Here is a 24,996-nt window from a genome sequence, read left to right as displayed (position 1 = left end):
TGTAACATAGCCCTACTTGTAAGAAACTGATTTTTTAACCATTTTTTAACTCCCTTTCTAATAGGTGTTTTAATGCAAGAAAAATTTCATCAAAATTCAATCCATGCACTCTAGTTTGAGCTACAACACTCATAAAATTGCTATCCCCTAAAAATCTAGGCACTAAGTGCATGTGCAAATGTTCTGGGATTCCTGCTCCAGCACTCTTTTTTAAATTTAAGCCCATATTAATCCCTTGAGCCCCATAAGTATAAAGGGCCTTTAAAACTTTAGGCACAAGGCTATTCATACTGAGCCAAGTTTCAAGTTCTAAATTTTCAACACTAGCCTTATGAGCATGCGGAATGATTAATAAATGCCCCGGATTATAAGGGTAGGCATTCATCACAATAAATAGTTCATCATCTCTATAAAGCACCTTATTTTCTAAATCTTTTGTGGGGCTTTGAGAAATTTCACAAAAGACACAACTCTTAGTTTTTTTTCTCAAATAATTTTCTCGCCAAGGGGCATATAAATGTTGCATGCTTACTTCTTAAATGTAATTAGGGGCATCATTAGCAAATAAAATCAAATCACCTTTAAGCGTGGTAGCTTGTAAGATATTTTCTAATTGCGCTTTATCTTTTAGCAAGATTTTTTGGGGTTTTTTTAGTTGAGATGCAATCACTTTAGAATTTAATTCGCCTGTAATGATGGCAATATCAAAAACCCTATCAATTTCATCAGCTAGAGTTTCATTGCTTTCTATATTGCTCTCCACTAACCCGGGGGTTACAATGATTTTACGCCCTTGATATAAACTCGCTAAGCGAATGCCTTCTAGCATGCCCTTTAAATTCCCATTAAAGCCATCATCAATAATGATTTTTTGATTCACTTCTAAAAGTTGCAAACGATGAGCTACAGGATTGAGTGCAAGAACAAGGCGTTTAATCCTTTCTGTATTTAATCCTAAATGCCTAGCAATTAAAATAGCCAAAGCGATATTATAAGCATTAAACTTTCCTAAAACCTTAGTTTCAAAATGTTCCCAAACGCCATCTAAAAGCATTTCAAACGAAGTGCCTTTTAAATTAGATTGAATGTTTCTCACTACTTGTGAATAATCTATTAAAGAAATATTATTAGGGGCATAAGATTTAATTTTTTCACTTGAATAACAAAAGGCTTTTTCTAGGCGTTTTGAATATAGCAACTCCGCTTTGGTTTCACAAATATTTTCTAAAGTTTTAAAATATTCTAAATGCTGTTCGCCTACTTCTGTAATCACAGCAAGGTGTGGCTCAATCAAATGAGTGATTTCTGCAATATCGCCTTTGTTTCTGGCTCCAGCTTCAGCGATATAAATCTCACTAATTTCATCTAAATTTTGATTAATATCACTAGCTAAGCCCAAAAGGGTGTTTATGCTTTTAGCACTCGCATGCACATTGTATTTGGATTGTAAAATTTGATGCAAGAAATTTTTTGTGCTAGTCTTTCCAAAACTTCCGGTAATAGCAATGATTTTTAAATTTTTTAAAGAAATGATTTTATCTTTAGCGATTTGTAGGTATTGTTTGGATAAGACTTTTTCAAACACTAAAGATGTGCTTAAAACTAATAAGAATAGGCATAAATAAATAAGAGCAAGTAAAACCCCACTTAGAGAGACAAACGCTTCACTTAAAATTTCATGTAAGATTAAAAATAGTAATAAGAAGATAAAAAAGCGTTTCACTCTTGGCGTGAAAACTAAGGGCTTATCATTGTGTTTTGCCCAAATAACAAGCATAGGCAATTGAATGACGCCACAAAAGAAATAAAAAACAAGGGGCATTTTAAAAGCATACGCCCCCATAAAGACTCCCAAAGGCAATAAAAAATAAATCCCATGCCAACGCATCTTATGGTGCTTGGTTAAGACCCTAACGATACTATAATGATACCATTGTAATAAGGTCATAGCATAATAGCCAAGCCCTATTAAAAATAAAAAGCGCAACGCTAAATCTAGCCAACTAAGATTTTGCATTATCATAATTCTCCATTAATTTTTCAATCTCTTTTGCTTGGTTTAAAAAAAAGAAATGCTCCCCTTCTAAAACAAATAACTGACTGCCCTTAATCAACGCTTGCATGCGTTTAGCTGAGCTTAAGGGGGTAGCTTTATCATCTTTTCCCCAAAATAATAAAACTTCCTTATCACAATGTTTAAAATGCTCACTAAAGTCTTCGCAAACCACTTTTTTAAAGGTTTCATACATGACTTGATTTAATCCTATCGCATCTTTACTTTTCAAAAACCCTAAATTTAATCCTAGTTTTTTAAAGATTTTAGCTAAAACGATTTTACAACGCACTTTTAAAGGCTTAGGCTCTAAGATGCCTGCACTACTCAATAAAATAAGGCGTTTGTTCTCACATAGTGTTGCCACTTTCCCCCCAAAGCTATGCCCAAAGGCTAAATATATCTTTTTATCTAAGCTTTTTAATAATAAATTGATGATATTAGCATAATCTTTGCTTTCTAATACTTTTTCATCATTAGGGCTTTGATTAAAACCGGGTAAATCCACATACAAATGATTGTAATTTAAAAAAGAATGCTGAAACGCTTGTTGCATAATCTCTTTAGAACTCCCCCAGCCATGCAAAAACAAGGCGTTTAAAGAGCTATGATTATCTATAAAGGTGTAAGAAATCTCAAACTTGCTTCCTAAGTAAGTGATGCTATGTTTAGCCATTTACTTATTCTTTTGGATTTGCAATAAATAAGAGTTTTTAACTTGGATTTTAGGGGCTTTAGGTAATGAGTGAGCTAAGCATTCTAGTATTTTTTGAAAATCATCAAACAAATAATTCGCCAAGCTACCTGGAATGGGATTAATCTCGTTAATATACACTCCATCATTTATGGCAAAAAAATCACAACGAATGATTGAGCCATGAAACAAATCATTATAGAGTTTTTTAAAATTCTCTTTTAATTGTTCTTCTAGGGCGTTAGAAATACTAGCTTTAGGGGCTTTGGTGCGTGAAAAATCCAAATATTTTTGTTTAAAATCTAAAAATTCCTGTTTATTAGGCTCTTCAACATAAGAAAAACAAAAATTATCTTTTATTTTACAACCTGCTAAATTATATTCTTTCACTCCACTAATAAAAGGCTCTATCAAAACTTCTTTAGAGTATTCAAACGCACAATCTAAAGCATAAGCTAATTCTTTTTCTTCTCTAACAACACTCACTCCTAATGAGCTTCCAGCGTTGCTAGGTTTGACAATCAAAGGAAAGCTGATTTTGGGTTTGATGAAATCTAGGGCATTAGCGTAGTGGTTTTCATTCAAAAGCACATAATCTAAGGTTTTTATGCCCAAACTTTTTGCATAAAGCTTGGTTAAATGCTTGTTATAGCTCAATACACTCGCTTCAATTCTAGGTCCTATAAAATCAATATGATAAAATTCTAACAAACTCGCTAATTTTCCATCTTCACCATCATTTCCATGCACAAGATTAATAACTAAGGGCAATTCTATAGTTTTATTCCCCAAAAGAGTGCTTTTAAATAATCCCTTTTGAGTAAGAATTAAGGGGGGTAGTTTTTTTTCTTTAATTTGAGCGAAGTATTTTGAATGCATGTCAGATGGCTCAATCAAGTAAAAATGGTGGTTTTCATCTAAAAAAATAAAATATTTAATTTTATCTTTTAGCACTTCTTTAAGTGCAATCGCACTCACAATGCTGATTTCATGCTCGTAACTTGCCCCACCAAACAAAACGCAAAATTCCACAATAAAACTCCCTAAAAACTATTGAAGTAACAAGTCTATCTATATTTACCTAAAAAAAGGCTTTTAATTTTCTTATAAATTAAAGCTTAATGCCAAAAAGCCCTAAAATACTGACTATAAATAACACACTTAGTCCAGCTAAAATTCCAGCTAGAGCGTCATCTGCTACAACTCCTAAGCCCCCTTTAACCTCTTTGTCTATTTTACCAATCAATGAAGGCTTAGTAATATCATAAATTCTAAAAAAAATAAAACTTAAAACTACGCTCATTAGCGATAAACCACTAATAGCCATAGCAAGCCACATGCCCACTAACTCATCTATTACAATATAAGAGCTGTCATGGGTTTTACTTAGTTTTTCTTCTACATCTATTTGAGTGATAGCCACAAGCCCTATAAAAATCGCTCCTAAAAACAAAGTGTTAGCTGAAAAAACTAAAATAGGTAAGCCCAAAAACAAAGCCACTAAACTCCCTAGAGTTCCCGGAGCTTTTTTAGAATAACCCACAAAAAAGAGGGTTAAAAAACACGCACGCCATCCGTATCTATTCATTCTTTCCTTGTAATTGCACTAGCATTATTTATTGTGATTTTAAAAGTGCAATATTCTAGCATTTTCTCCTTAATTTTTCAAAAACCCTGCGTATAATAATCAATTAAAAATAAAACTTATTCAATTAAAACTTATTTTTAAGCACTTTTAGATTATGATTATAAAGTTATTTTGATTTTAATGAGGCTCTCAATGTTACTTTTTACCCCAGGTCCTGTGGCAATTAATGAAGAGATGAGAACAAGCTTTTCTCAAAAAATGCCCCATCATCGCACCAAAGATTTTGAAAATATTTTTCAAAGCGTGCGAGAAAATTTAAAAAAAATGATAGGTTTAGAAGAAATTTTACTTCTAAATAGTAGCGGAACAGGGGCTATGGAAGCGAGTGTGCTTTCATTGTGTCAGCAAGAATTACTTTTTGTCAATGCCGGTAAATTTGGCGAAAGGTTTGGAAAAATCGCCAAAGCTCATTCTATTAAGACACACGAATTAGTCTATAAATGGGACACTCCAGCTAAAGTAGATGAAGTATTAGATACTCTTAAAGCTAACCCTAATATTGATACCTTTTGTATTCAAGTATGCGAGTCTAGTGGGGGGTTACGCCATAATGTTGAAGAAATCGCTTCAATAATCAAAGAATACAATAAAGATATTTTTATTATTGTAGATGCTATTACTGCTTTAGGGGTTGAGCCACTGGATATAACGCATATTGACGCTCTCATAGGGGGGAGTCAAAAGGCTTTTATGCTACCCCCTGGCTTAAGTTTAATCGCTCTAAGTCAAAGAGCAATTGAACGCATAGAAGAGCGTAATGTGGGATTTTATTTCAATCTAAAGAGTGAATTAAAAAGCCAAAGGAATAACACCACCAGTTATACCGCTCCGATTTTACACACCTTAGGTTTAAAGCGTTATTTTGAGTTGGTTCAAAAACTAGGGGGCTTTGAGATTCTTTACAAAGAGACAAAAAAAATCGCCCTAGCCACTCAAATGGCTATAAAAGCTTTAGATTTAAAGATTTTTCCTAAAAATCCCAGCCTGAGCATGACAACTATCTTTAATGAGCATGCTAAAGAATTACGAAAAATTTTAAAAGAAAAATACAGGGTGCAATTTGCTGGCGGGCAGGATATTTATAAAGACACGCTTATTCGTATCAATCATATGGGAATGATTCCACTTTATGAAACTTGCTATGCCTTAAATGCCCTAGAATTAGCCCTAAATGACCTGAATTTAAGGGCTTTTAATGGCGTAGCTAACACAACCTTTTTAAAACAATACTATGAAATTTAAGGATTAAAATGCACTATTCTTACGAGACTTTTTTACATGATAGCCAAGAATTAGCCAAACAGATAGAACAAAATTGCGGTGTGCCAGAAGCCATTGTCTGTGTCATGCGAGGAGGCATGACTTTAGCGCATTTTTTGAGTTTGCACTGGGATTTAAGAGAGGTTTATGGCATTAATGCGATTTCTTATGACACCACAAATCAGCAAAACGCTCTAAAAATTGAAAATATTCCTACCATCAAAGAGCATTTAAATAAAATCTTAGTGGTAGATGAAATCGTAGATAGCGGTAATTCTTTAGAAGCGGTGCTTAAAGTCTTACAAGATAAGCACCCCAAGAAAAAGTTTTATAGTGCGAGTTTGTTTCAAAAGATAAGCGCTAAATACAGAGCTAGTGCGTTTTTAAAGGACGCTCCTGAGTGGATTGACTTCTTTTGGGAAGTGGATTTAAAAAACTTAAAAAGTCTTTAATATGCAAGTAAAAGAGAACAAACAACTTTGTTTGATTTCATTAGGTTGCTCTAAAAACCTAGTGGATTCAGAAGTGATGTTAGGTAAACTCTATAATTACACGCTCACTAATGACACTAAAAACGCTGATGTGATTGTGATTAATACTTGTGGTTTTATAGAGAGTGCTAAGCAAGAGAGTATCCAAAGTATTTTAAATGCCGCTAAAGATAAAAAAGATGATGCCATTTTAATTGCAAGTGGGTGCTTGAGCGAACGCTATAAAGATGAAATTAAAGAGCTCATTCCTGAAGTGGATATTTTTACCGGTGTGGGCGATTATGACAAAATTGATGTTTTGATTGCAAAAAAACAAAATCAATTTAGCGAACAAGTGTTTTTGAGCGAGCATTATAACGCCCGCATTATTACTGGCTCTAGCGTGCATGCTTACATTAAAATCTCTGAAGGCTGTAATCAAAAATGCTCTTTTTGTGCCATTCCTAGCTTTAAGGGGAAATTGCATAGCAGAGAATTAGACTCCATTTTAAAAGAAGTAGAAGATTTAGCTCTCAAAGGCTATAGTGATATGACCTTTATCGCTCAAGATTCTAGCTCATTTTTGTATGATAAGGGGCAAAAAGATGGGTTAATAAAGCTTATTGACGCTATCAATAAGCAACAAGCTTTAAAAAGTGCACGCATTTTATATCTCTATCCATCTAGCACTACCATAGAGCTTATTGAAACGATTGCAAATTCGCCTATTTTTCAAAATTATTTTGACATGCCTATACAGCATATCAGCGATTCTATGCTTAAAAAAATGCGTCGTAACTCAAGCCAAGCACACCATCTAAAACTTTTAAATGCGATGAAACAGGTTAAAGAAAGCTTTATAAGAAGCACCATTATTGTAGGACACCCGCAAGAATGTGAGAGCGAGTTTGAAGAATTAAGCGCGTTTTTAGATGATTTTAAATTTGATAGATTAAATATCTTTGCTTTTAGTGCTGAAGAAAATACGTATGCCTATTCTTTAGAAAGAGTGCCTAAAAAAATTGTGAACGCTCGCATTAAAGCCTTAAATAAAATCGCTTTAAAACACCAGCATTCTTCTTTTAAGGCGTTGTTGAATAAACCTATAAAAGCGTTAGTTGAAGGTAAGGAAGGCGAGTATTTTTACAAAGCAAGAGATTTAAGATGGGCGCCTGAAGTAGATGGCGAAATCTTAATCAATGATAGCGAATTAGATACCCCTTTAAAACCCGGGCATTATATGATAATGCCTAGTGAATTTAAAGATAATATTTTAATGGCTAAGGTTTTAAGCCCCTTTTAAAAATAGCTTAAAAAGTGCAAGATTTTAAAACTTATTTAGAGCCTTTAAGAGAGAGCAAGAATTTACTAGGTTTTTCTGGCGGGATTGATTCTAGTTTCTTATTTCATCTCTTAGTTAAAGAAAACATTGACTTTGACATCGCTTTAGTGGATTACAATACGCAAGAAAAACGCCTTAAAATCATTCAATACGCTCAAAAATTAGCTCAAACACACCATAAAAAATGCCACATTCATTACGCTTCTAAAATCACGCATAATTTTGAAATGCAAGCCAGAAAAGTGCGTTATGATTTTTTTGAAAAGCTTATTAAAGAGCATTCTTACAAACATTTGATTTTAGCGCACCACCTAAATGATAGGCTAGAATGGTTTTTAATGCAACTAAGCAAGGGGGCTGGACTTAATACGCTTTTAAGCTTTCAAGCACATGAAAAAAGAGCGTTTTACACCATTACGCGCCCCTTACTCTACACCCCTAAAGACAAAATTAAAACCCTTGCTAAAGATTTAAAATTTTTTGAAGATGATTCAAACACTTCTTTAAAATTCAAACGCAATTTTTTTAGAATGAATTACGCTAATTCTTTAATGCAAGATTACTCTAAGGGCATAATCCAAAGTTTTAAATTCTTAGATAAAGAAAAAGAACAGCTTTATCCTAGCATTGAGATTTCACAAATTCATGCGATTACTTTTTTTAAGCATTCACAAAATGCCCTTTTCACCCTAGATAAAATCTTAAAACAAAAGGGGTATTTACTCAGTTTTTCTCAAAAAGAAGAAATCAAACGCTCTTTTTTTAGCTTAGAAATCGCTCAAAAATTTATCATTGAAAATAATAACGAGCATGTTTTTATCGCCCATAAACCCCCTAAAATTTTAAGCATGCCAAAAGACTTTAAAGATAAAGCTAGAAAATTAAGCATTCCTAAACGCTTACGCCCCATTTTATATATGGAATTTCTTAAGCAGTCCTTAGATTTGCAAACCTTTTTTGCCCTATTCAAACAATCTTTAGAAAATACATTACAAACCAAACATTAAGCCTTATGAATAAAATTATAAGGTATAATGCCTATATCTAATTTCTAAAAAGGGTTTTTTATGCTTCGTTTTGCACCTTCGCCTACAGGAGATATGCATATAGGGAATTTAAGAGCGGCTATTTTTAACTACATTGTGGCTAAACAACAGAACAAACCCTTTTTAATCCGCATTGAAGACACGGACAAAGAACGAAACATTGAAGGAAAAGACCAAGAAATTTTAGAGATTTTAAAGCTTATGGGAATTTCTTGGGATAAATTAGTCTATCAAAGCCATAATTTAGATTATCATAAAAACATGGCAGAAAAATTACTGAAAGAAAATAAGGCGTTTTTGTGTTACGCAAGCACCGAATTTTTGGAAAAAGAAAAAGAAAAAGCCAAGAATGAAAAACGCCCTTTTAGGTATTTAGATGAATGGGCTACTTTAGAGAAAGATAAGCATAATAGCCCTGTTGTGCGTTTAAAAGCCCCAAAAATTGCCATGTCTTTTAATGATGTGATTAAAAAAGAAGTGAAATTTGAGCCTTATGAATTAGATTCTTTTGTGCTTTTAAGAAAAGATAAGAGTCCTACTTATAATTTCGCTTGTGCGTGCGATGATTTGCTCTATGAAATTAGTCTTATTATTAGGGGCGAAGACCATGTGAGTAATACCCCCAAACAAATTCTCATTCAGCAAGCCTTAGGTTCTAATAATCCTATTACTTACGCTCATTTACCCATTATTTTAGATGAGGTAAGTGGTAAAAAGATGAGTAAGAGAGATGAGGCATCGAGCGTGAAATGGCTCTTAAATCAAGGGTTTTTACCGGTTGCTATTGTTAATTATCTCATCACTATCGGTAATAAAGTGCCTAAGGAAGTTTTTACTTTAGAAGAAGCAATTGTTTGGTTTAATTTAGAAAATCTTTCTAGCTCACCGGCACATTTTAATTTGAAATACTTAAAGCATTTAAACCACGAGCATTTGAAACTTTTAGATGATGAAAAATTATTAGAGCTTACTCAAATAAAGGATATTAGTCTCTTAGGGCTTTTAAGATTGTTTATAGAAGAGAGCGATACTCTTTTAGAATTAAAAGAGAAAATTTCGTTGTTTTTAGAACCAAAGGATATTGTTAAAACTTATGAAAATGAAGATTTTAAAGAGCGTTGTTTAATGCTTTTTAACACCCTAAAAACCATGGATTTTCAAGCCTACAGCGATTTTGAAAGTTTCAAAAAAGATAGCATGAATTTAAGCGAGCTTAAGGGTAAGGACTTTTTCAAGCCCTTACGCATTCTTTTAACCGGAAGCTCACATGGCATTGAATTACCTTTGATTTTTCCTTATATTCAAAGCCATTATAAAGAAATCTTAAGGCTAAAAGCATGATATTTTCAAGTTTATTGAATGCGAGTGCGACTATTTTACATGGTTTGATTACAGCGTATGTATGGGTGGTTATTATCTATTCGCTTTTAAGTTTTGTGCAACCTAATCCTAATAACCCCATCGTGCAAATTCTTGCTCGCTTGTGTGAGCCAGTGTTTTATTTTTTACGCTCCAAATTTAAGCTTGTGTATAATGGACTAGATTTTGCTCCCTTAGTAGTGATTATTATTTTAAAGTTTTTAGATTTAACCTTAATTGAATGGATTTTTGCACTTGCTCAGGGGCTTTAAAAGAATTTTTATGCGTGTTTTTAGATTGTATCCACTCCTTATTTTACTGGTGCTTTCAACTAATTTTTTAGCATCTAAACCCCGCTTGACTCTCAAAGATTTAGAAAAAAAGCCCGCTGGAATTGCTAGAGACTACTACTTGTGGCGTTACATTAGTGATAAAAAGACAAGTTTAGAAAACGCTAAAAAAGCCTATGAACTAGCCCAAAATAAGAATACAACCTTGCAAAAGGCTATGCGAGACAAAGGTGCTTTAGATGAAATGCCTAAAGATATTTATTGCAAACAAACCGAGCTAGAGGAATTAGAACAAAGCGATAAACAATGTATTGCAAATGCACTCAAAGCTAAAATTGCTGAGTTTCAAGCTATCCCCCCCAGCACCCTCAAGCCCTTGCAAGAAAAAATCAAAGGCTCCTATCCTATTCTTTATGAAGAATTAGAAATCTTGCAAAGCAAAAATATTAGTGCCTCTATGTTTAAGGCTAACGCACAAGTCTTTAGCGCATTATTTAATCATTTGAGTTATGAAAAAAAACTTCAAATCTTTGAAGAGCCCATTTCTATAAAAGAGTTAAACCGCCTTTTAGATGAAGATTATCCAGCCTTTAATCATCTTGTTTATAAGGTTATCTTAGACCCTAAATTAGACAATTTTAAAGAGGCTTTAGCTAAGAGTAACGCCACTCATAGCAACGCCCAAACCTTTTTTATCCTAGGTATCAATGAAATTTTAAGAAAGAAATCTCAAAAAGCCTTAAAATATTTTGAACGCTCTGAAATAGCCGCTAAAGAAGATAATTTTTTAAGAGACAGAGCGATTTTTTGGCAGTATCTTATCCATAAAAAAAGAAAAGTCTTAGAGCGCCTCTCTAAGAGCGAAGCACTCAATCTTTATAGCATCTATGCTAGCCATGAGCTTAAAAGCTCGCCTAATTACCACATTATCTCAAACATTCAAAACTTGAGTTCTAAAAAACCTCCTTTTGACACCCACAACCCATTCTTATGGCAAAAGTTTAAAACCCATGCCTTAAGTTTGCAAGATGAAAAGGCTTTTCAAGAAACTCTTAAAACCTTGCATTATCAAAAAAGTGCTCCTGAGCTTACCTACCTTTTAAAAGAGCGCAATAAAGATAAAACTTATTATTATCTCTCTCCTTATGAGGGTATTATTGAATGGCAAAATACTGATGAAAAGGCTATGGCTTATGCGATTGCTAGGCAAGAAAGTTTCTTGCTCCCCGCTTTAATCTCTCGCTCTTTTGCTCTAGGGCTTATGCAGATTATGCCCTTTAATGTAGAGCCTTTTGCCAAAAATCTTGGTATCAGTCATATTGATTTAGACGATATGTTTAATCCAAACATCGCTTTTAAATTTGGTAATTACTATTTAAATCATTTAAAAAAAGAATTTAACCACCCCCTTTTTGTAGCCTATGCCTACAATGCAGGGCCGGGTTTTTTAAGAAGATGGCTAGAAAGCTCAAAACGATTTAGTGAAAAAAATCGCTTTGAGCCATGGCTTAGCATGGAGCTTGTACCTTATAGTGAGACTCGCCTATATGGTTTCAAAGTCATAGCAAATTACCTTGTTTATCAAGAGATTTTTGGAAATTTTGTTTCTGTTAACGATTTTTTACAACAAACCATTCAACTTAAAAAGGATAAAAAATGATAAAAAAATGTCTTTTTCCAGCTGCTGGTTATGGCACACGCTTTTTACCGATTACTAAAACCATTCCTAAAGAGATGCTACCCATTGTAGATAAACCTTTAATGCAATATGCCGTGGAAGAGGCTATGGAGGCAGGCTGTGAAATTATGGCGATTGTTACAGGTAGAAACAAGAGAAGTTTGGAAGATTATTTTGATACAAGCTATGAATTAGAACATCAAATTCAAGGCACTAGCAAGGAAAATGCCCTTAAGAGCATTCGTAATATCATGAAAAAATGTCGTTTTTCTTACACACGCCAAAAACAGATGAAAGGTCTAGGGCATGCGATTTTAACCGGAGAATCCCTTATAGGTAATGAGCCTTTTGCAGTGATTCTAGCTGATGATTTGTGTGCTAGTCATGAATATCCAAGCGTTTTAAAACAAATGACCACTCTCTATCAAAAATACCAATGCTCTATTGTAGCCATTGAAGAAGTGGCGTTAGAAGAAGTTTCAAAATATGGCGTGATTAAGGGCGAATTACTAGAAGAAGGCGTATATGAAATTAAGGATATGATAGAAAAGCCAAGCATAAAAGAGGCTCCAAGCAATTTAGCTGTGATTGGGCGTTATATTTTAACCCCTGATATTTTTGAGATTTTGCACGACACTAAGCCCGGCAAAAACGATGAAATTCAAATCACTGATGCCTTGCTCACTCAAGCTAAAAACCAACGCATTATCGCTTATCAATTCAAAGGTAAACGCTATGATTGTGGGAGCGTGGAGGGCTATATTGAGGCGACTAACGCCTATTATCAACAACGCTTATAAATCATGGGTAGCTTAAGTTATTATGCCTACCTTTACTTAAGCCTCTTTATTTGCTTGCTCCCCATTTTGTTGCTTGGTCTTGCCCTAAGGTTTAGTTTAGCCCCTACTAAAGTAAAACCTAAAGCAAAAAAACCTCTTACCTTAGAGGCTTTGCACCAACAAATCAAAGCTATTCAAAATGAGCAGAGCTTACAAGAGATTAAAGAGAGTTTTTATAAGTATTTTAAGCTTTGTCCTGAAGAAAAGCTGAATTTGTGGCTAGAAACTATACAAGAGCTTATTGCCTCAGAATTTTTTGAATTAGAAAGTGCGATTAAATTTGGGCAGGATTTAGAAGATGCAAACCCCAACCACCAACAAGAAATCTCTAATTCTGCAGGCTTAGCGCTTAAGAATAAGGAAAAGAAAGGATAAAAGTGGATTTTTTAGAAATTATAGGAAGAACCCCCCTAAAAGGCACAATCAATATTTCAGGGGCAAAAAATTCTGCGCTCCCTATTTTAGCAGCAAGTCTTTTGAGTAAACAAGAAGTCAAAATTAGTGCCTTACCCCAAGTGGCAGATATAAAAGCTATGGCATTATTATTGCAAAATTTAGGGGCAGAATTACAATGGCTTGATACTAACACGCTCAAATTACAAGCTAATTCTATCACTCATACAGAGGCCACTTATGATTTGGTGCGTAAAATGCGCGCATCTGTTTTGGTTCTAGGCCCTTTGTTAACGCGTTTTAAGGAATGCTTAGTGAGCTTACCCGGAGGTTGTGCTATAGGCACACGCCCTGTAGATTTGCATTTAAAAGCTATGCAACAATTAGGCGCTGAAATCAAAATTGAACAAGGCTATATCCATGCAAGCGCTAAAAAAGGCTTAATAGGCAAAGATATTTTATTTGATAAAATCACCGTTACAGGCACAGAAAACGCCCTTATGGCAGCAAGTTTAGCCAAAGGCACAACACGCATTATCAACGCCGCTAAAGAACCAGAAATTGTGCAATTATGCGAATTTTTACAAAGTGGGGGTGTAGAAATTGAGGGCATAGGCACAAGCGAATTAAAAATTAAAGGCACAGAGAGTGAGCCACTTGCCTTAAAAGATATTCAAATCATTCCTGATAGGATTGAGGCAGGCACTTATTTATGTGTGGGTGCTATCACTAATCATCAAATTAAAATCAATCATGTTGTACCCAATCATCTTCAAGCTATTTTAGACAAACTTCAAGAAATTGGTTTTAAATTCAACACAACCGATACTTCTGTTGAAATTCTTCCTAGCCAAAAACGCCACGCCTTTGAAATCACTACACAAGAATATCCGGGTTTTCCAACCGATATGCAAGCACAATTTATGGCACTAGCTACGCAATGTGAGGGAGCGAGCATTATCCAAGAAACACTTTTTGAAAACCGCTTCATGCATGCGAGCGAATTGCAACGCTTAGGAGCAAATATCAGCTTAAAAAGCCATATTGCCACTATCAATGGCCCTACAGAGCTTACAGGAAGTGATGTAATGGCAACGGATTTAAGAGCCTCTTCTGCTCTAATCTTAGCAGGTCTTATCGCACAAGGCGTTACAAAAGTGCATAGAATTTATCATTTAGATAGAGGATATGAGAATTTAGAAGAAAAAATGTGTGCTTTAGGAGCAAAAATTAAACGCTTAAAAGAAAAGTAACTCAAAGTTTGATTATAATACGATGATTTTTATCAATCATTCTAATTAAGTTCTTTAAAGGAGTTTTTTATGCCAAAGCGTATTGAACATGATTTTATCGGTGAAATGGAAATTAGTAACGATGTTTATTACGGTGTTCAAGCTCTAAGAGCGAGTGAGAATTTTTTCATTACTAATGACAAGCTCTCTAGTTACCCTATTTTTATTAAAGCGTTTGCTCAAGTTAAAAAAGCGGCTGCCTTAACTAACGCTCAATTAGGGCTTATTGATGAAAAAATTAAAACCGCTATTTGTCATGCTTGTGATTTATTGATTGATGGAAAATACCACGACCAATTCATCGTAGATATGATTCAAGGGGGAGCTGGCACAAGCACCAATATGAATGTGAATGAAGTGGTCTCTAACTTAGCCCTAGAATACATGGGGCATAAAAAGGGCGAGTATGAATTTTGCCACCCTAACGACCATGTTAACCGCTCTCAATCCACTAATGACGCTTATCCTAGCGCTTTAAAAATTGCTATTTATGAGCGTTTAACCAACTTAGTTACCCCCATGAAACTCTTGCGTGATGCGTTCTCTAAAAAAGCTAAAGAATTTGCCCATGTGCTTAAAATGGGGCGCACCCAGCTTCAAGATGCTGTGCCTATGACTTTAGGGCAAGAGTTTGAAACTTACGCTTTGATGATTGACAAGGATATTGAGCAGGTTTTAGACGCTAGAAATTGGGTAAGAGAAATCAATCTTGGTGGCACTGCCATTGGCACCGGAATCAATTCGCACCCTGATTATCGCATGCTCATTGAAAAGAAAATCCAAGAAGTAACCGGTCGCCCCTTTATTGTAGCGCACAACTTAATTGAGGCTACTCAAAGCACCGGAGCTTATGTGCAAGTGAGTGGTGTTCTAAAGCGTGTGGCTGTAAAACTCTCTAAGATTTGTAACGACTTGAGATTGTTAAGCTCAGGTCCTAGAGCCGGATTAAATGAAATCAATTTACCTAAAATGCAACCGGGAAGTTCTATTATGCCCGGTAAAGTTAATCCGGTCATTCCAGAAGTAGTCAATCAAGTGTGCTTTGATGTGATTGGAAATGATTTAAGCGTGGCATTAGCAGCAGAGGGCGGACAATTACAGCTCAATGTCTTTGAACCAGTAATTGCTTATAAACTTTTCCACTCTTTTGTGATTTTAGGGCGTGCACTTGAAACTCTTGCAACCAAATGCGTGCAAGGCATTACAGCTAACGAAAAGATTTGTAGCGATTATGTGTTTAATAGTATTGGTATTGTTACTGCGCTTAACCCTCATATTGGCTATGAAAAATCTGCCGCTATTGCTAAAGAGGCTTTAAAAAGCGGACGCTCTATCTACGACATCGCTTTAGAAAAGAAAATCTTAACCAAAGAACAGCTAGATGATATTTTCAAGCCTGAAAATATGATTAACCCCCACACTTTCAAAAAACACAAAGACTAAAACGCTTTGGAGCTTTCATATCTTAAAACCTTACGCTCCCTTTATACGGAGCGTCTTTTGGGGGAGACTTATACCAACACAACCTATAAGCCATCATCTCAAAAGCCCTTTTTAAAAGAGGTGCATGAGAGTATTGAAACTTGCACCTTATGCAAGCGTCATCAAGGCACCACACCAATAAGCGGGCAGTTTAGCCCTAAAGCTAAGCTAACTTTTATCACGCTCACACCCCTACTCAATAATCAGCTTGTTTTTTCAGACAATCTTAAAGCCTCCATGCTCAAAAATATCATTCAAAAGGTTTTTTCTATCGCATTAACAGAATGCAATATCTTATCGCTTTTAAAATGCAATTCTAAAACCTTGAATTTAGAACAAGAAATAAAAGCTTGCCTTCCCCATTTACTATGGCAACTAGATAAAAGCCCCTCAAAACTATGCGTGCTATTTGGCGAAACTTCTTTGCATCACTTGCTTAATCTTTCTAAAAAAGAATCTTTTGGGCGTATCATTAACTATCGGTCAAAAAATTTTCTTGCTACCCATGCTTTAGAAGACATGCTCAAAAACCCCTCGCTTAAAAAAGAAGCACTAACGCATTTTAAAACAGCTTTAAACTTTTTAAATACCCTTTAGTCTTGGCTATTCATAGTTGCAATCGCCTTAGAACGGCTTTCACGCACCACTTGCACGCCTACTTCGCCTAAATATTGCGTGCTTTCTTCAATCTTTTTAGCGATTTTTTTAGCTATTAGTGGCACTTGGTTATCTTTAACTTGATTAGCTCGCACAATCACTCTTAGCTCCCTGCCACTCTCCATAGCATACGCCTTTTCAACACCTTTAAATTCCATAGCGATTTCTTCTAAGATTTGCATGCGTTTGGCGTATTCTTCATCACTCTTTCTTCTTGCGCCGGGTCTTCCTGCAGAGAGTGCATCAGCAGCACATACGCTCGCGCATTCTATGCTCATAATCTCTTCTTGTCCATGATGAGCATAAATAGCATTAATCACTACTGAATCTTCCTTATTGCGCTTGCAAACTTCAGCTCCCAAGCTCACATGGTCAGCCCCAAGCTCTTGAGTGAGTGCCTTTCCAATATCATGCAAAATGCCAGCTCTTCTAGCCAACTTCTTATCCCCCCCTAGTTGCTCAGCAATCAGTCCTGCCAAAAAGGCGACTTCTTTAGAGTGTTGCAAAGCATTTTGTCCAAAACTAGAGCGATAACGCATTTTCCCTAATAAGATTTTAAGTTCATCTGCCATAGCTCCAAGCTCTAACTCTAGCATCACGCCATGTCCTTCAGAAAGCAAGTTTTTTTCCATGTTATGCGAGACTCGTTGATAGACTTCTTCAATTCTATTGGGTTGGATACGCCCATCTTCTACCAAAAGTTTTAGCACTTCACTCGCTACTTCACGCCTATAGATATTAAAGCTTGAAAGATAAATCGCATTTTCTTCTTCATTGATTTCTATATCCACCCCACTAACTTTTTTAAAGGTTTCAATATTTTTACCCTCTTTGCCAATCACACGACCAATATAGCCTTGATAAGGTAGTTCCACACGACTTGTTAAATTCTCTATAGCATAATTGCCTGCAAAACGAGCTGTCGCCTCTGCTAAAATTTCATAAGACTTTTTCTTGCCTTCTTCTTTAGCCTCTTTTTCATAACGCCTAATTAAAGCGCTCTTTTGCCCCTCTAGTTCCTCCTCTAACTGCTCTAAAACCATAGCCTTAATTTCATCTTTGGTATAGCCAATATAATTAAGCATAATATCTAAAGCCTTAGCTTGAGCCTCTTTGCAAATTCTAGCATGCTCTTTAGCATTCTCTATTTCTTTTCCTAAACTTTGACGCTCTTTTTCAAGCTCTTGTTTTTCCTTTTCTAAATAACGCCTCTCATCTCTAGCAAATTCTTTGTATTGCGCCTCTAAATGCCTTAAATGAGCCTCTTTCTTGTCAAACTTAGTTTTGAGTTGTAATCTCTCATTCTCATTTTGTTGGTGGAGCTGACATTCTAAATTTTTCATGCGTGCCTCTTCAGCCTCTACAAAAGACTTCGCTTGAAATTCCATAAGTTTAGCCTTAGCTGCAGCACCTTTTAAAAGCTCTTTCCCCTTAGCATGATAAATTCTTTTCATAACCAGATACACAATGAGTGCGGTTATCAAACAAGAAACAATGACTTCTAATGAAACATAAATTAATCCGTTGTGACCCATAATGTGCCCCTTGATTCTTTTTCATTACGATACGAGAGTTTATATAAAGATTGGCTTGAGTGTCATAGGCATTTGTAAGAGGCTCTGATGCCATTACTAGCTCCCTACTCACAAACGCTACTAGAGGTTGCTTTCTTTGGTATTTAAGCAACTCAGGCAAGCTTCTATCATACATGCCAGCACCAAACCCAATGCGCCTGAAGTCTGTATCCATTCCTAAAATAGGAATAATAATGCAATCTAATTCTTTCTTATAAAAATAAGAAAGCCTAGGCTCATCAAATAACTTCAAACGCCTTAAGGGCAATCTAAAAGGAGCGATAGTAAAACGCTCCTTGCAAAAGCTATTAGCTTGTTTTAAGCTTTGAGGCAACCACACACGCTTATGGGCTTTTCTTAGCTTAAAAACCAAAGGCAAAAGGTTTAACTCATGCTTTAAAGGGCAATAAAGTAACACATTCTTATAGTGCTTGAGTTTAGGGTATAAAAGCCTACAAACAAGCGTATCTCTAGTGTTTCTAGCCCTTTTCAAGCGTTCTTTACAAAACTCTCTAAAAATCGCTTTAATGGTTATATTCCTTAAATTTTAAACATCTGCATTATAATATAATTTTAAGTTCTTATAGTTAATTTTAATTTATTCTTAAGGATATATTTATAATGAGAATTATTACGCCTCCCTTTTTAGTTTTATTGCTTGCTGTGGCATTAGGTTTTAATGCCTGTAAAAACTCTAAACCAAAAACCCAAAAAACACAAGAAACCCACCAAGAAGTTTATATCTATAAATACGCCAAGCAACCTACAAAAGGTGTTTCTTTGATAGGCAATCTCAATTCTTTAGAATTAAATATTTTAAATGAAAATAAAGCTCCTACGCTATTTTTTTTAAGCGATTTAGAAAACCATCTCTTTAAGGATTATATCCCTGCTCTTAATTCGCTTAAAGAAACCTTTAAAGAGCGTTTGAATATCGTTGTTTTATTAAAAAATCCTTATCTCACACATGAGTTAGAAACTTTTTTAGAGCGTTTTCCAATAACTTTCATGCTTTTAAATCCTACTAGCCCCTCTTTTTATCGTGCCATATCAAAAGAAAATAAAAACTTAGAAAAAACTCCAAGCATGCTCTTGTATAATGACAAGCACAAACTTGTCAATATTTATCAAGGCATTGTGCCAGCAGAAATGCTTCAATTTGATATTTCTAACTTAAAGGACTAGAATTTAATGTTTAATTTTTTCAAAAAAATTGCCAATAAAATTAAGGGTGAAGAGTCTAAACCCATAAAAAAAAGGCGTGAAAATATTCTTAAAGATGAGCTAGAAGAAATTCTTATTAGCTTTGATATTCAATACGACTTAATAGAAACTTTGCTATCTAGCTTGCCTGAAACAATCACTGCTAAACAGCTTGAAGTCGCTTTGTTACGCTTTGTGCGTGGGGAAAGCTACTATGATAAAACCCGCCTTCAAACTATTAGTACAAAGCCCCTAGTGCATCTAATTGTAGGGGTTAATGGTGCGGGCAAAACCACTAGCATCGCTAAATTAGCCAAGCTCTCTTTAAAACAGCATAAAAAAGTGCTTTTAGGGGCGGGCGATACTTTCAGAGCTGCCGCAGTTAAACAGCTCCAATTATGGGGTGAAAAACTCAATATTCAAGTTATTAGTGCTAAAGAAGGAAGCGACCCAAGCTCTCTAGCCTATAACACCATAGAAAGCGCGATAGCTAAAAACATTGATGAAGTCTTTATAGACACCGCTGGAAGATTACACAACCAAACCAATCTCAAAAACGAGCTTTCTAAAATCGCGCGCACTTGTTCTAAAGTCTTAAAAGACGCTCCTTTTTATAAATTTCTCATTTTAGATGGTACACAAGGAAGTTCAGGACTCACTCAAGCTAAGATTTTTCATGAAACTCTAGCCTTAGATGGCGTGATTATGACTAAGCTTGATGGCACTTCTAAAGGCGGAGCGATTTTAAGCGTGCTGTATGAGTTGAAATTACCTATCCTTTATTTAGGCATGGGCGAAAAAGAAGATGATTTAATCCCCTTTGATGAAGAACGCTTTATAGAAGACTTAGTTGATGCGGTATTCATAGAAGAGTAGCTACCCCCCCCCCTTAAAATCAAAATTTAAGGCTTAAAAATAACTTGATTTTAAGCCCTTTTGTTTTTATCAAGTCTACATGTTTTTAGCCTCTAAAACTAAGCGTTTGATTAGGGCTAAATGTTTTTGCAAGGATTCTTCTTCGCTAAAAAGGACTGAACGCTTTAATCCCTTTATGCGTAAATGTTCTCTTAATGTTCCATCTTCTAGCAATTCTTCTAGTGCATTCTTAATATCTTCTATATCATAAGGATTGCAATAATACACCGCATTGCCCCCAATCTCAGGGCTACAAGAAGTGCAAGAGCTTAATACAGGTAGTCCGCATGCAAACGCCTCTATCATAGGATAACCAAAGCCCTCTTCTAAAGTCCCCCACCATAACAATGTAGCTTTACTATAAAGATAACGCAATTCATCATCATTGACATACCCCAAACTCATTATAAAATCTTTTTCTAACAAGCTATCAATTTCATCATTACGCATGCCATGCGTGCCTGTAAGCACAATTTTATAATTCTTTCTCAATGCTAAAGGGAGTTGCTCAAAAGCTTGAATCAAGCGGATTGTATTACGCCTAAAACTCCTATACCCCACTACAAGAATAAAATTTTTAGGCAAATCAAAACGAGTTGTTTCTAAAAGTGGGGGATTTTTAAAAATCTCTCTTACGCCATGATAAATCACATGCACTTTATTTTCATCATAACCCAAATAATTGATAATCTCTCGTTTAACATAGTGTGAAAAGCATATAATCTCATCAAAAGATTTCATATTCTTTGCCATATTCTTTGCCATATTCTTTGCATATTTCTTATCGTATGTCAAGTAAAAGAAAGTTTCATAATTATGCAAATGGTGCAAATCATGGATACAACACAAACGTTTTCTACTCAAAATCCCCCTAGAGTTTTCGAAAAATCCACTGTAAGGGTGCGTTTGAACATATAGTTCAATACTCTTACCTGTATTATACCATAATTTTTTATTTATGTTGTAACATTCTAAAAGTTTATATTTATTAATGAAAATTTCATAAAATTTTCTATAATTTTCTAAAAAACTTCTATACAAAAAATAAGGTGGAGTTTTTTTGAGCAATTTTTTAATTTCACTCTTAATACTTTTTTGTAATGAACTACTAGTACCCAAATCAACCGTAGTATTTTCATAAGCACACTCTTCGTTAATGGTGTTATTCTCACCCCCCCCCCCGACAAAATGGACAACAAAGTAGAACTAATCAGTGGATTCTTGAAATCCAAATTATAGAAAAAACCTATTTCAAAACCTTCTTGCTCCTCTTGTGCCTTAAGAAAATTTCCAAGGACATAGGTGTAGTATTCACACCCAGTAAACGGTCGCATCAGTATATTCGAATCCAACAAAACCACTCTAATCTCCTAATAATTTGAAATTTATTTTTGAATTCTAAGAATATTTTTTAATTATACACTCAAAATGGTATAATCAAATAATAAGATTATCTCAAAAGGCTACACTATCTTCATGGATAACTACACCTATAGTGAATTATTAAAAAGCTTACAAAATAAATGCGATAATATCGCTTTAATCATCAAGCCTGAAAAGATTAAGCAAGAATTAGAACGCATTGAAAAAGAGCAAGAAAACCCTAATTTTTGGCAAGATGCTTTGAAAGCTAGAGATATTAATAAAGAAAAAGTGCGTTTAACTCGTTTGTTAGAAACCTATCAAAAAACTAAAAATGCCTTAGATGAAAGCATAGAATTATTTGAACTCGCTCAAAACGACAACGATGAAACCACCCTCTCCTTACTCTATGAAGAGGCAAGCACCCTAGAACACAGCGTTCAAAAAGTAGAAATTGAAGTCATGTTAAGTGGTGAAAACGATTCTCTAAATGCTATCATTACTATTCAGCCGGGTGCTGGGGGAACTGAGAGCCAAGATTGGGCAAGCATTTTGTATCGCATGTATTTGAGATGGGCAGAAAGAAGGGGTTTTAAAAGCGAGATTTTAGATTATCAAGATGGCGAAGAAGCAGGTATTAAAGGGGTAGCTTTTATTATTAAAGGCGAAAACGCTTATGGCTATTTGAAAAATGAAAGTGGGGTGCATAGGCTAGTTAGAATCTCACCCTTTGATGCGAATGCCAAACGCCATACGAGTTTTGCGAGCGTTCAAATTAGCCCTGAGCTAGATGATGATATTGATATAGAAATTGATGAAAAAGATGTCCGTTATGATTATTATAGAGCTAGTGGAGCAGGCGGTCAGCATGTCAATAAAACCGAGAGTGCCGTTAGAATTACGCATTTTCCAACAGGCATTGTAGTGCAATGTCAAAATGACAGGAGTCAGCATAAAAACAAAGCGAGCGCTTTAAAAATGCTTAAATCCAAGCTTTATGAATTAGAATTAGAAAAACAACAAAGCGTTACAAAAAATGAAGAAAAAAGCGAAATCGGTTGGGGACATCAAATTAGAAGCTATGTTTTAGCCCCCTATCAGCAAGTCAAAGACGCTCGTTCAAATGGTGCTTATAGTAATGTGGAGGCGATTTTAGATGGCGATATTGATGAAATTTTAGAGGGTGTTTTAATTGCTAAAGCTTAAGTATGCTAGAATTACGCTTGAAAAACGCCTTAAACGATTTTTTATTTTAAATACGCACAACTTAATTAAAGGGAATTAGAATGACACAAGAAGAATTAGATGCATTGATGAATGGTGGCGATTTAGAAAACATAGAGGCTCTAGATACCAAAGAAGATACGAATAAAACAGAAGAAGTCAAAGAAAAAGAAGAAAACCCTCAAAACAACGAAAAGATGACCGTTAAAAAAGAAGACGCTGAAAAATATGGCAAAATTAGCCCCAATGAGTGGCCACCCCCACCCCCCACTGAAGAGCATAAAATTGTGCATCAATTAGATGATGTTACAAAAGACTCTGAGGCTAAAGCGACACAGATTTTTGACCAGCTAGATTTAATAGGAGCTAGCTCTGATAAAATTGCAAAAATGGTTAAAAAAATCCAAGAACCTCTAAAAAAACACCAAGAAATTTTTGAAAATTTGCATGCTAATTTCCCTAGTATTGAGGCGTTTAAAATCGCACTAGATGAACAGCAAGAAATGCTATCTTCGCTTAAAACTATTAAAGAAGAGGCTGATAATTGCTCAGATAGTTCCATGCAAGCGATGGATATTATGCAGTTTCAAGATATTCACCGCCAAAAAATTGAAAGAGTGGTTAATGTCATGCGAGCGCTTAGTCAATACATGAACTCCCTTTTTGAAGGCAAGATTGACGATTCTAAACGAGTGAGTTCAGCGACTTATATCGCTGGCGATGACAAAGAAGATTTAGCCAGCTCTGATGATATTGAAGCCTTAATTGCTTCTTTTGGAGCCAAGTAATTTTGAGTAAAAAGACTGAATTACTCTCTCCAGCCGGTAATTTAAAAAAACTTAAAATCGCTTTGAATTATGGTGCAGACGCTGTTTATGGAGGGGTAAGCCATTTTTCCTTACGCAATCGTGCGAGCAAAGAATTTAATTTAGAGACCTTTAAAGAAGGGATTGACTACGCCCATGCCTTAAATAAAAAAGTCTATGCTACTATCAATGGCTTTCCTTTCAATTCACAACTCAAACTTTTAGAAGAACATATTTTTAAAATGGCAGAATTAGAGCCAGACGCTTTTATTATCGCCACTCCCGGCGTAGTGAAATTAGCTCAAAAAATCGCTCCAAGCGTTCCTATCCATTTATCCACCCAAGCTAATGTGCTTAATGTTTTAGATGCACAAGTGTTTTATGATTTAGGGGTCAAACGCATTGTGTGTGCAAGAGAGTTAAGCCTAAATGATGCGATTGAAATTAAAAAAGCTTTGCCTAATTTAGAATTAGAAATCTTTGTGCATGGGAGCATGTGCTTTGCCTTTTCAGGGCGTTGCTTAATTTCTGCTTTACAAAATGGGCGTGTGCCAAATCGTGGGAGCTGTGCGAATGATTGTAGGTTTGATTATGAATATTATGTAAAAAACCCTGATAATGGCGTGATGATGAGACTTGAAGAAGTTGAGGGCGAGGGCACGCATATTTTTAACGCTAAAGATTTAAATCTCTCTAGTCATATCGCTGAAATTTTAAATTCAAATGCTATTGATGCTCTAAAGATTGAAGGGCGCACCAAGTCTGATTACTACGCCGCACAAACCACGCGTATTTACCGCCTAGCCATTGATGATTTTTATAACAACACTCTCAAACCTAGTTTTTACACCGATGAATTAAACACGCTTAAAAATAGGGGTTTTACTGATGGCTATTTAATGCGAAGACCTTTTGAAAGACTTGATACACAAAACCATAAAACCGCCATTAGTGAAGGCGATTATCAAGTCAATGGCGAAGTTACTGAAGATGGGCGTTTTTTTGCATGCAAATTCACTACAACTACTAATATTGCCTATGAAATCATCGCCCCCAAAAATACGACTATCACGCCCATAGTCAATGAAATCGGCAAAATTTATGAGTTTGAAAAACGCTATTATTTAGTGCTATATAAAATCCTTTTAGAAAATGACACCGAGCTAGAAACTATCCATAGTGGGAATGTGAATTTGGTGCAATTACCCACGCCTTTACCTGCTTTTAGTTTTTTACGCACTCAATTAGATAAAAAATAAGCGTAGGGTAAAATTTTCAGCATTCAATAAAATCAATAGTATATTAAAAAATTTTGCAAACTTGTAATGAGTATTTTTAAACAAAAATCAAAACCATTTAAAAATAACTATTAAATAGCCCCCCACTCTCTCTCATTATTTACTTAAGAA

At 35.1% G+C, this 24,996-nt stretch carries 25 protein-coding genes; 17 read left to right on the top strand and 8 right to left on the bottom strand.

Annotated elements, in window-relative coordinates:
- Window positions 1-34: 34 nt before the first annotated feature.
- The 5 genes from C6H25_RS06550 to C6H25_RS06530 all read right to left on the bottom strand — a co-directional run bounded on the left by C6H25_RS06550 (window position 35) and on the right by C6H25_RS06530 (window position 4,335).
- Window positions 35-526, bottom strand: coding sequence for an HIT family protein (locus C6H25_RS06550; protein WP_104748641.1), 492 nt, complete (start codon window positions 524-526; stop codon window positions 35-37).
- Window positions 527-535: 9 nt separating this feature from the next.
- Entirely contained in the window at window positions 536-2,017 is a 1,482-nt protein-coding gene (locus C6H25_RS06545; RefSeq protein WP_104748668.1) for a Mur ligase family protein, read from the bottom strand.
- Entirely contained in the window at window positions 2,004-2,729 is a 726-nt protein-coding gene (locus C6H25_RS06540) for an alpha/beta fold hydrolase (protein ID WP_104748640.1), read from the bottom strand. The genes C6H25_RS06545 and C6H25_RS06540 overlap by 14 nt, the downstream gene beginning before the upstream one ends.
- Window positions 2,730-3,779 carry a D-alanine--D-alanine ligase gene (locus C6H25_RS06535; RefSeq protein WP_104748639.1) on the bottom strand — a complete coding sequence of 350 codons (1,050 nt, stop codon included), beginning with the start codon at window positions 3,777-3,779 and terminating at the stop codon, window positions 2,730-2,732.
- A gap of 79 nt (window positions 3,780-3,858) precedes the next feature.
- The gene (locus C6H25_RS06530) at window positions 3,859-4,335 is read right to left on the bottom strand and encodes a phosphatidylglycerophosphatase A (RefSeq protein WP_104748638.1); all 477 of its coding nucleotides are present in this window, start codon (window positions 4,333-4,335) and stop codon (window positions 3,859-3,861) included.
- A gap of 192 nt (window positions 4,336-4,527) precedes the next feature.
- Between C6H25_RS06530 and C6H25_RS06525 the strand changes: the two genes are divergently transcribed.
- The 12 genes from C6H25_RS06525 (at window position 4,528) to C6H25_RS06470 (ending at window position 16,443) form a co-directional block, all read left to right on the top strand.
- Window positions 4,528-5,637: a pyridoxal-phosphate-dependent aminotransferase family protein gene (locus C6H25_RS06525; RefSeq protein WP_104748637.1), complete on the top strand. Its 1,110-nt coding sequence runs from the start codon at window positions 4,528-4,530 to the stop codon at window positions 5,635-5,637.
- 8 nt (window positions 5,638-5,645) lie between these two features.
- Window positions 5,646-6,107: a phosphoribosyltransferase gene (locus C6H25_RS06520; protein ID WP_104748636.1), complete on the top strand. Its 462-nt coding sequence runs from the start codon at window positions 5,646-5,648 to the stop codon at window positions 6,105-6,107.
- Window position 6,108: 1 nt separating this feature from the next.
- The gene (gene rimO / locus C6H25_RS06515; protein WP_104748635.1) at window positions 6,109-7,428 is read left to right on the top strand and encodes a 30S ribosomal protein S12 methylthiotransferase RimO; all 1,320 of its coding nucleotides are present in this window, start codon (window positions 6,109-6,111) and stop codon (window positions 7,426-7,428) included.
- Window positions 7,429-7,442: 14 nt separating this feature from the next.
- Window positions 7,443-8,474 (top strand): tRNA lysidine(34) synthetase TilS, encoded by a 1,032-nt coding sequence (gene tilS, locus C6H25_RS06510; protein ID WP_104748634.1) that lies wholly within the window; start codon window positions 7,443-7,445, stop codon window positions 8,472-8,474.
- A gap of 60 nt (window positions 8,475-8,534) precedes the next feature.
- Window positions 8,535-9,854 (top strand): glutamate--tRNA ligase, encoded by a 1,320-nt coding sequence (gene gltX, locus C6H25_RS06505; protein WP_104748633.1) that lies wholly within the window; start codon window positions 8,535-8,537, stop codon window positions 9,852-9,854.
- Window positions 9,851-10,144 (top strand): YggT family protein, encoded by a 294-nt coding sequence (locus tag C6H25_RS06500; protein WP_104748632.1) that lies wholly within the window; start codon window positions 9,851-9,853, stop codon window positions 10,142-10,144. Before gltX ends, C6H25_RS06500 begins: the two co-directional genes overlap by 4 nt.
- Before the next feature lie 10 nt (window positions 10,145-10,154).
- Window positions 10,155-11,822 carry a lytic transglycosylase domain-containing protein gene (locus tag C6H25_RS06495; protein ID WP_104748631.1) on the top strand — a complete coding sequence of 556 codons (1,668 nt, stop codon included), beginning with the start codon at window positions 10,155-10,157 and terminating at the stop codon, window positions 11,820-11,822.
- A complete protein-coding gene (gene galU, locus C6H25_RS06490) occupies window positions 11,819-12,640 on the top strand; it encodes a UTP--glucose-1-phosphate uridylyltransferase GalU (protein ID WP_104748630.1) in 822 nt (273 codons plus the stop codon). Before C6H25_RS06495 ends, galU begins: the two co-directional genes overlap by 4 nt.
- Window positions 12,641-12,643: 3 nt before the next feature.
- A complete protein-coding gene (locus C6H25_RS06485; RefSeq protein WP_104748629.1) occupies window positions 12,644-13,054 on the top strand; it encodes a hypothetical protein in 411 nt (136 codons plus the stop codon).
- 2 nt (window positions 13,055-13,056) lie between these two features.
- The gene (gene murA, locus C6H25_RS06480) at window positions 13,057-14,325 is read left to right on the top strand and encodes a UDP-N-acetylglucosamine 1-carboxyvinyltransferase (RefSeq protein WP_104748628.1); all 1,269 of its coding nucleotides are present in this window, start codon (window positions 13,057-13,059) and stop codon (window positions 14,323-14,325) included.
- Window positions 14,326-14,394: 69 nt separating this feature from the next.
- The gene (gene aspA, locus C6H25_RS06475) at window positions 14,395-15,807 is read left to right on the top strand and encodes an aspartate ammonia-lyase (RefSeq protein WP_104748627.1); all 1,413 of its coding nucleotides are present in this window, start codon (window positions 14,395-14,397) and stop codon (window positions 15,805-15,807) included.
- 6 nt (window positions 15,808-15,813) lie between these two features.
- Entirely contained in the window at window positions 15,814-16,443 is a 630-nt protein-coding gene (locus C6H25_RS06470; protein ID WP_104748626.1) for a uracil-DNA glycosylase family protein, read from the top strand.
- Here C6H25_RS06470 and C6H25_RS06465 read toward each other — a convergent pair.
- Window positions 16,440-17,957, bottom strand: a complete 1,518-nt coding sequence (locus tag C6H25_RS06465) for an HDIG domain-containing metalloprotein (protein WP_233707352.1) — start codon at window positions 17,955-17,957, stop codon at window positions 16,440-16,442. The genes C6H25_RS06470 and C6H25_RS06465 overlap by 4 nt on opposite strands.
- Window positions 17,935-18,570 carry a 5-formyltetrahydrofolate cyclo-ligase gene (locus C6H25_RS06460; RefSeq protein WP_104748624.1) on the bottom strand — a complete coding sequence of 212 codons (636 nt, stop codon included), beginning with the start codon at window positions 18,568-18,570 and terminating at the stop codon, window positions 17,935-17,937. The genes C6H25_RS06465 and C6H25_RS06460 overlap by 23 nt, the downstream gene beginning before the upstream one ends.
- 128 nt (window positions 18,571-18,698) lie before the next feature.
- Between C6H25_RS06460 and C6H25_RS06455 the strand changes: the two genes are divergently transcribed.
- Window positions 18,699-19,262, top strand: coding sequence for a hypothetical protein (locus C6H25_RS06455; RefSeq protein ID WP_104748623.1), 564 nt, complete (start codon window positions 18,699-18,701; stop codon window positions 19,260-19,262).
- 6 nt (window positions 19,263-19,268) lie between these two features.
- The gene (ftsY, locus tag C6H25_RS06450; protein WP_104748622.1) at window positions 19,269-20,156 is read left to right on the top strand and encodes a signal recognition particle-docking protein FtsY; all 888 of its coding nucleotides are present in this window, start codon (window positions 19,269-19,271) and stop codon (window positions 20,154-20,156) included.
- 75 nt (window positions 20,157-20,231) lie between these two features.
- Here ftsY and C6H25_RS06445 read toward each other — a convergent pair whose 3' ends face one another.
- On the bottom strand, window positions 20,232-21,059 hold the full coding sequence (locus C6H25_RS06445) for a glycosyltransferase family 4 protein (protein ID WP_158653898.1): 828 nt from the start codon (window positions 21,057-21,059) through the stop codon (window positions 20,232-20,234).
- Window positions 21,060-21,671: 612 nt separating this feature from the next.
- Between C6H25_RS06445 and prfB the strand changes: the two genes are divergently transcribed.
- The 3 genes from prfB (at window position 21,672) to C6H25_RS06430 (ending at window position 24,846) form a co-directional block, all read left to right on the top strand.
- The gene (gene prfB, locus C6H25_RS06440) at window positions 21,672-22,763 is read left to right on the top strand and encodes a peptide chain release factor 2 (protein WP_104748620.1); all 1,092 of its coding nucleotides are present in this window, start codon (window positions 21,672-21,674) and stop codon (window positions 22,761-22,763) included.
- An 80-nt stretch (window positions 22,764-22,843) separates the two neighbouring features.
- Window positions 22,844-23,569: a protein phosphatase CheZ gene (gene cheZ / locus C6H25_RS06435; RefSeq protein ID WP_104748619.1), complete on the top strand. Its 726-nt coding sequence runs from the start codon at window positions 22,844-22,846 to the stop codon at window positions 23,567-23,569.
- A gap of 2 nt (window positions 23,570-23,571) precedes the next feature.
- Window positions 23,572-24,846, top strand: a complete 1,275-nt coding sequence (locus C6H25_RS06430; protein WP_418904554.1) for a peptidase U32 family protein — start codon at window positions 23,572-23,574, stop codon at window positions 24,844-24,846.
- Window positions 24,847-24,996 lie beyond the last annotated feature (150 nt).

Origin of the sequence: Helicobacter cetorum (assembly GCF_900198405.1) — a bacterium.
Classification (GTDB): Bacteria; Campylobacterota; Campylobacteria; order Campylobacterales; family Helicobacteraceae; genus Helicobacter; species Helicobacter cetorum_C.
The sequence above is the reverse complement of the archived record's forward strand: the minus strand, read 5'-3'. Positions and strand labels throughout refer to the sequence as shown.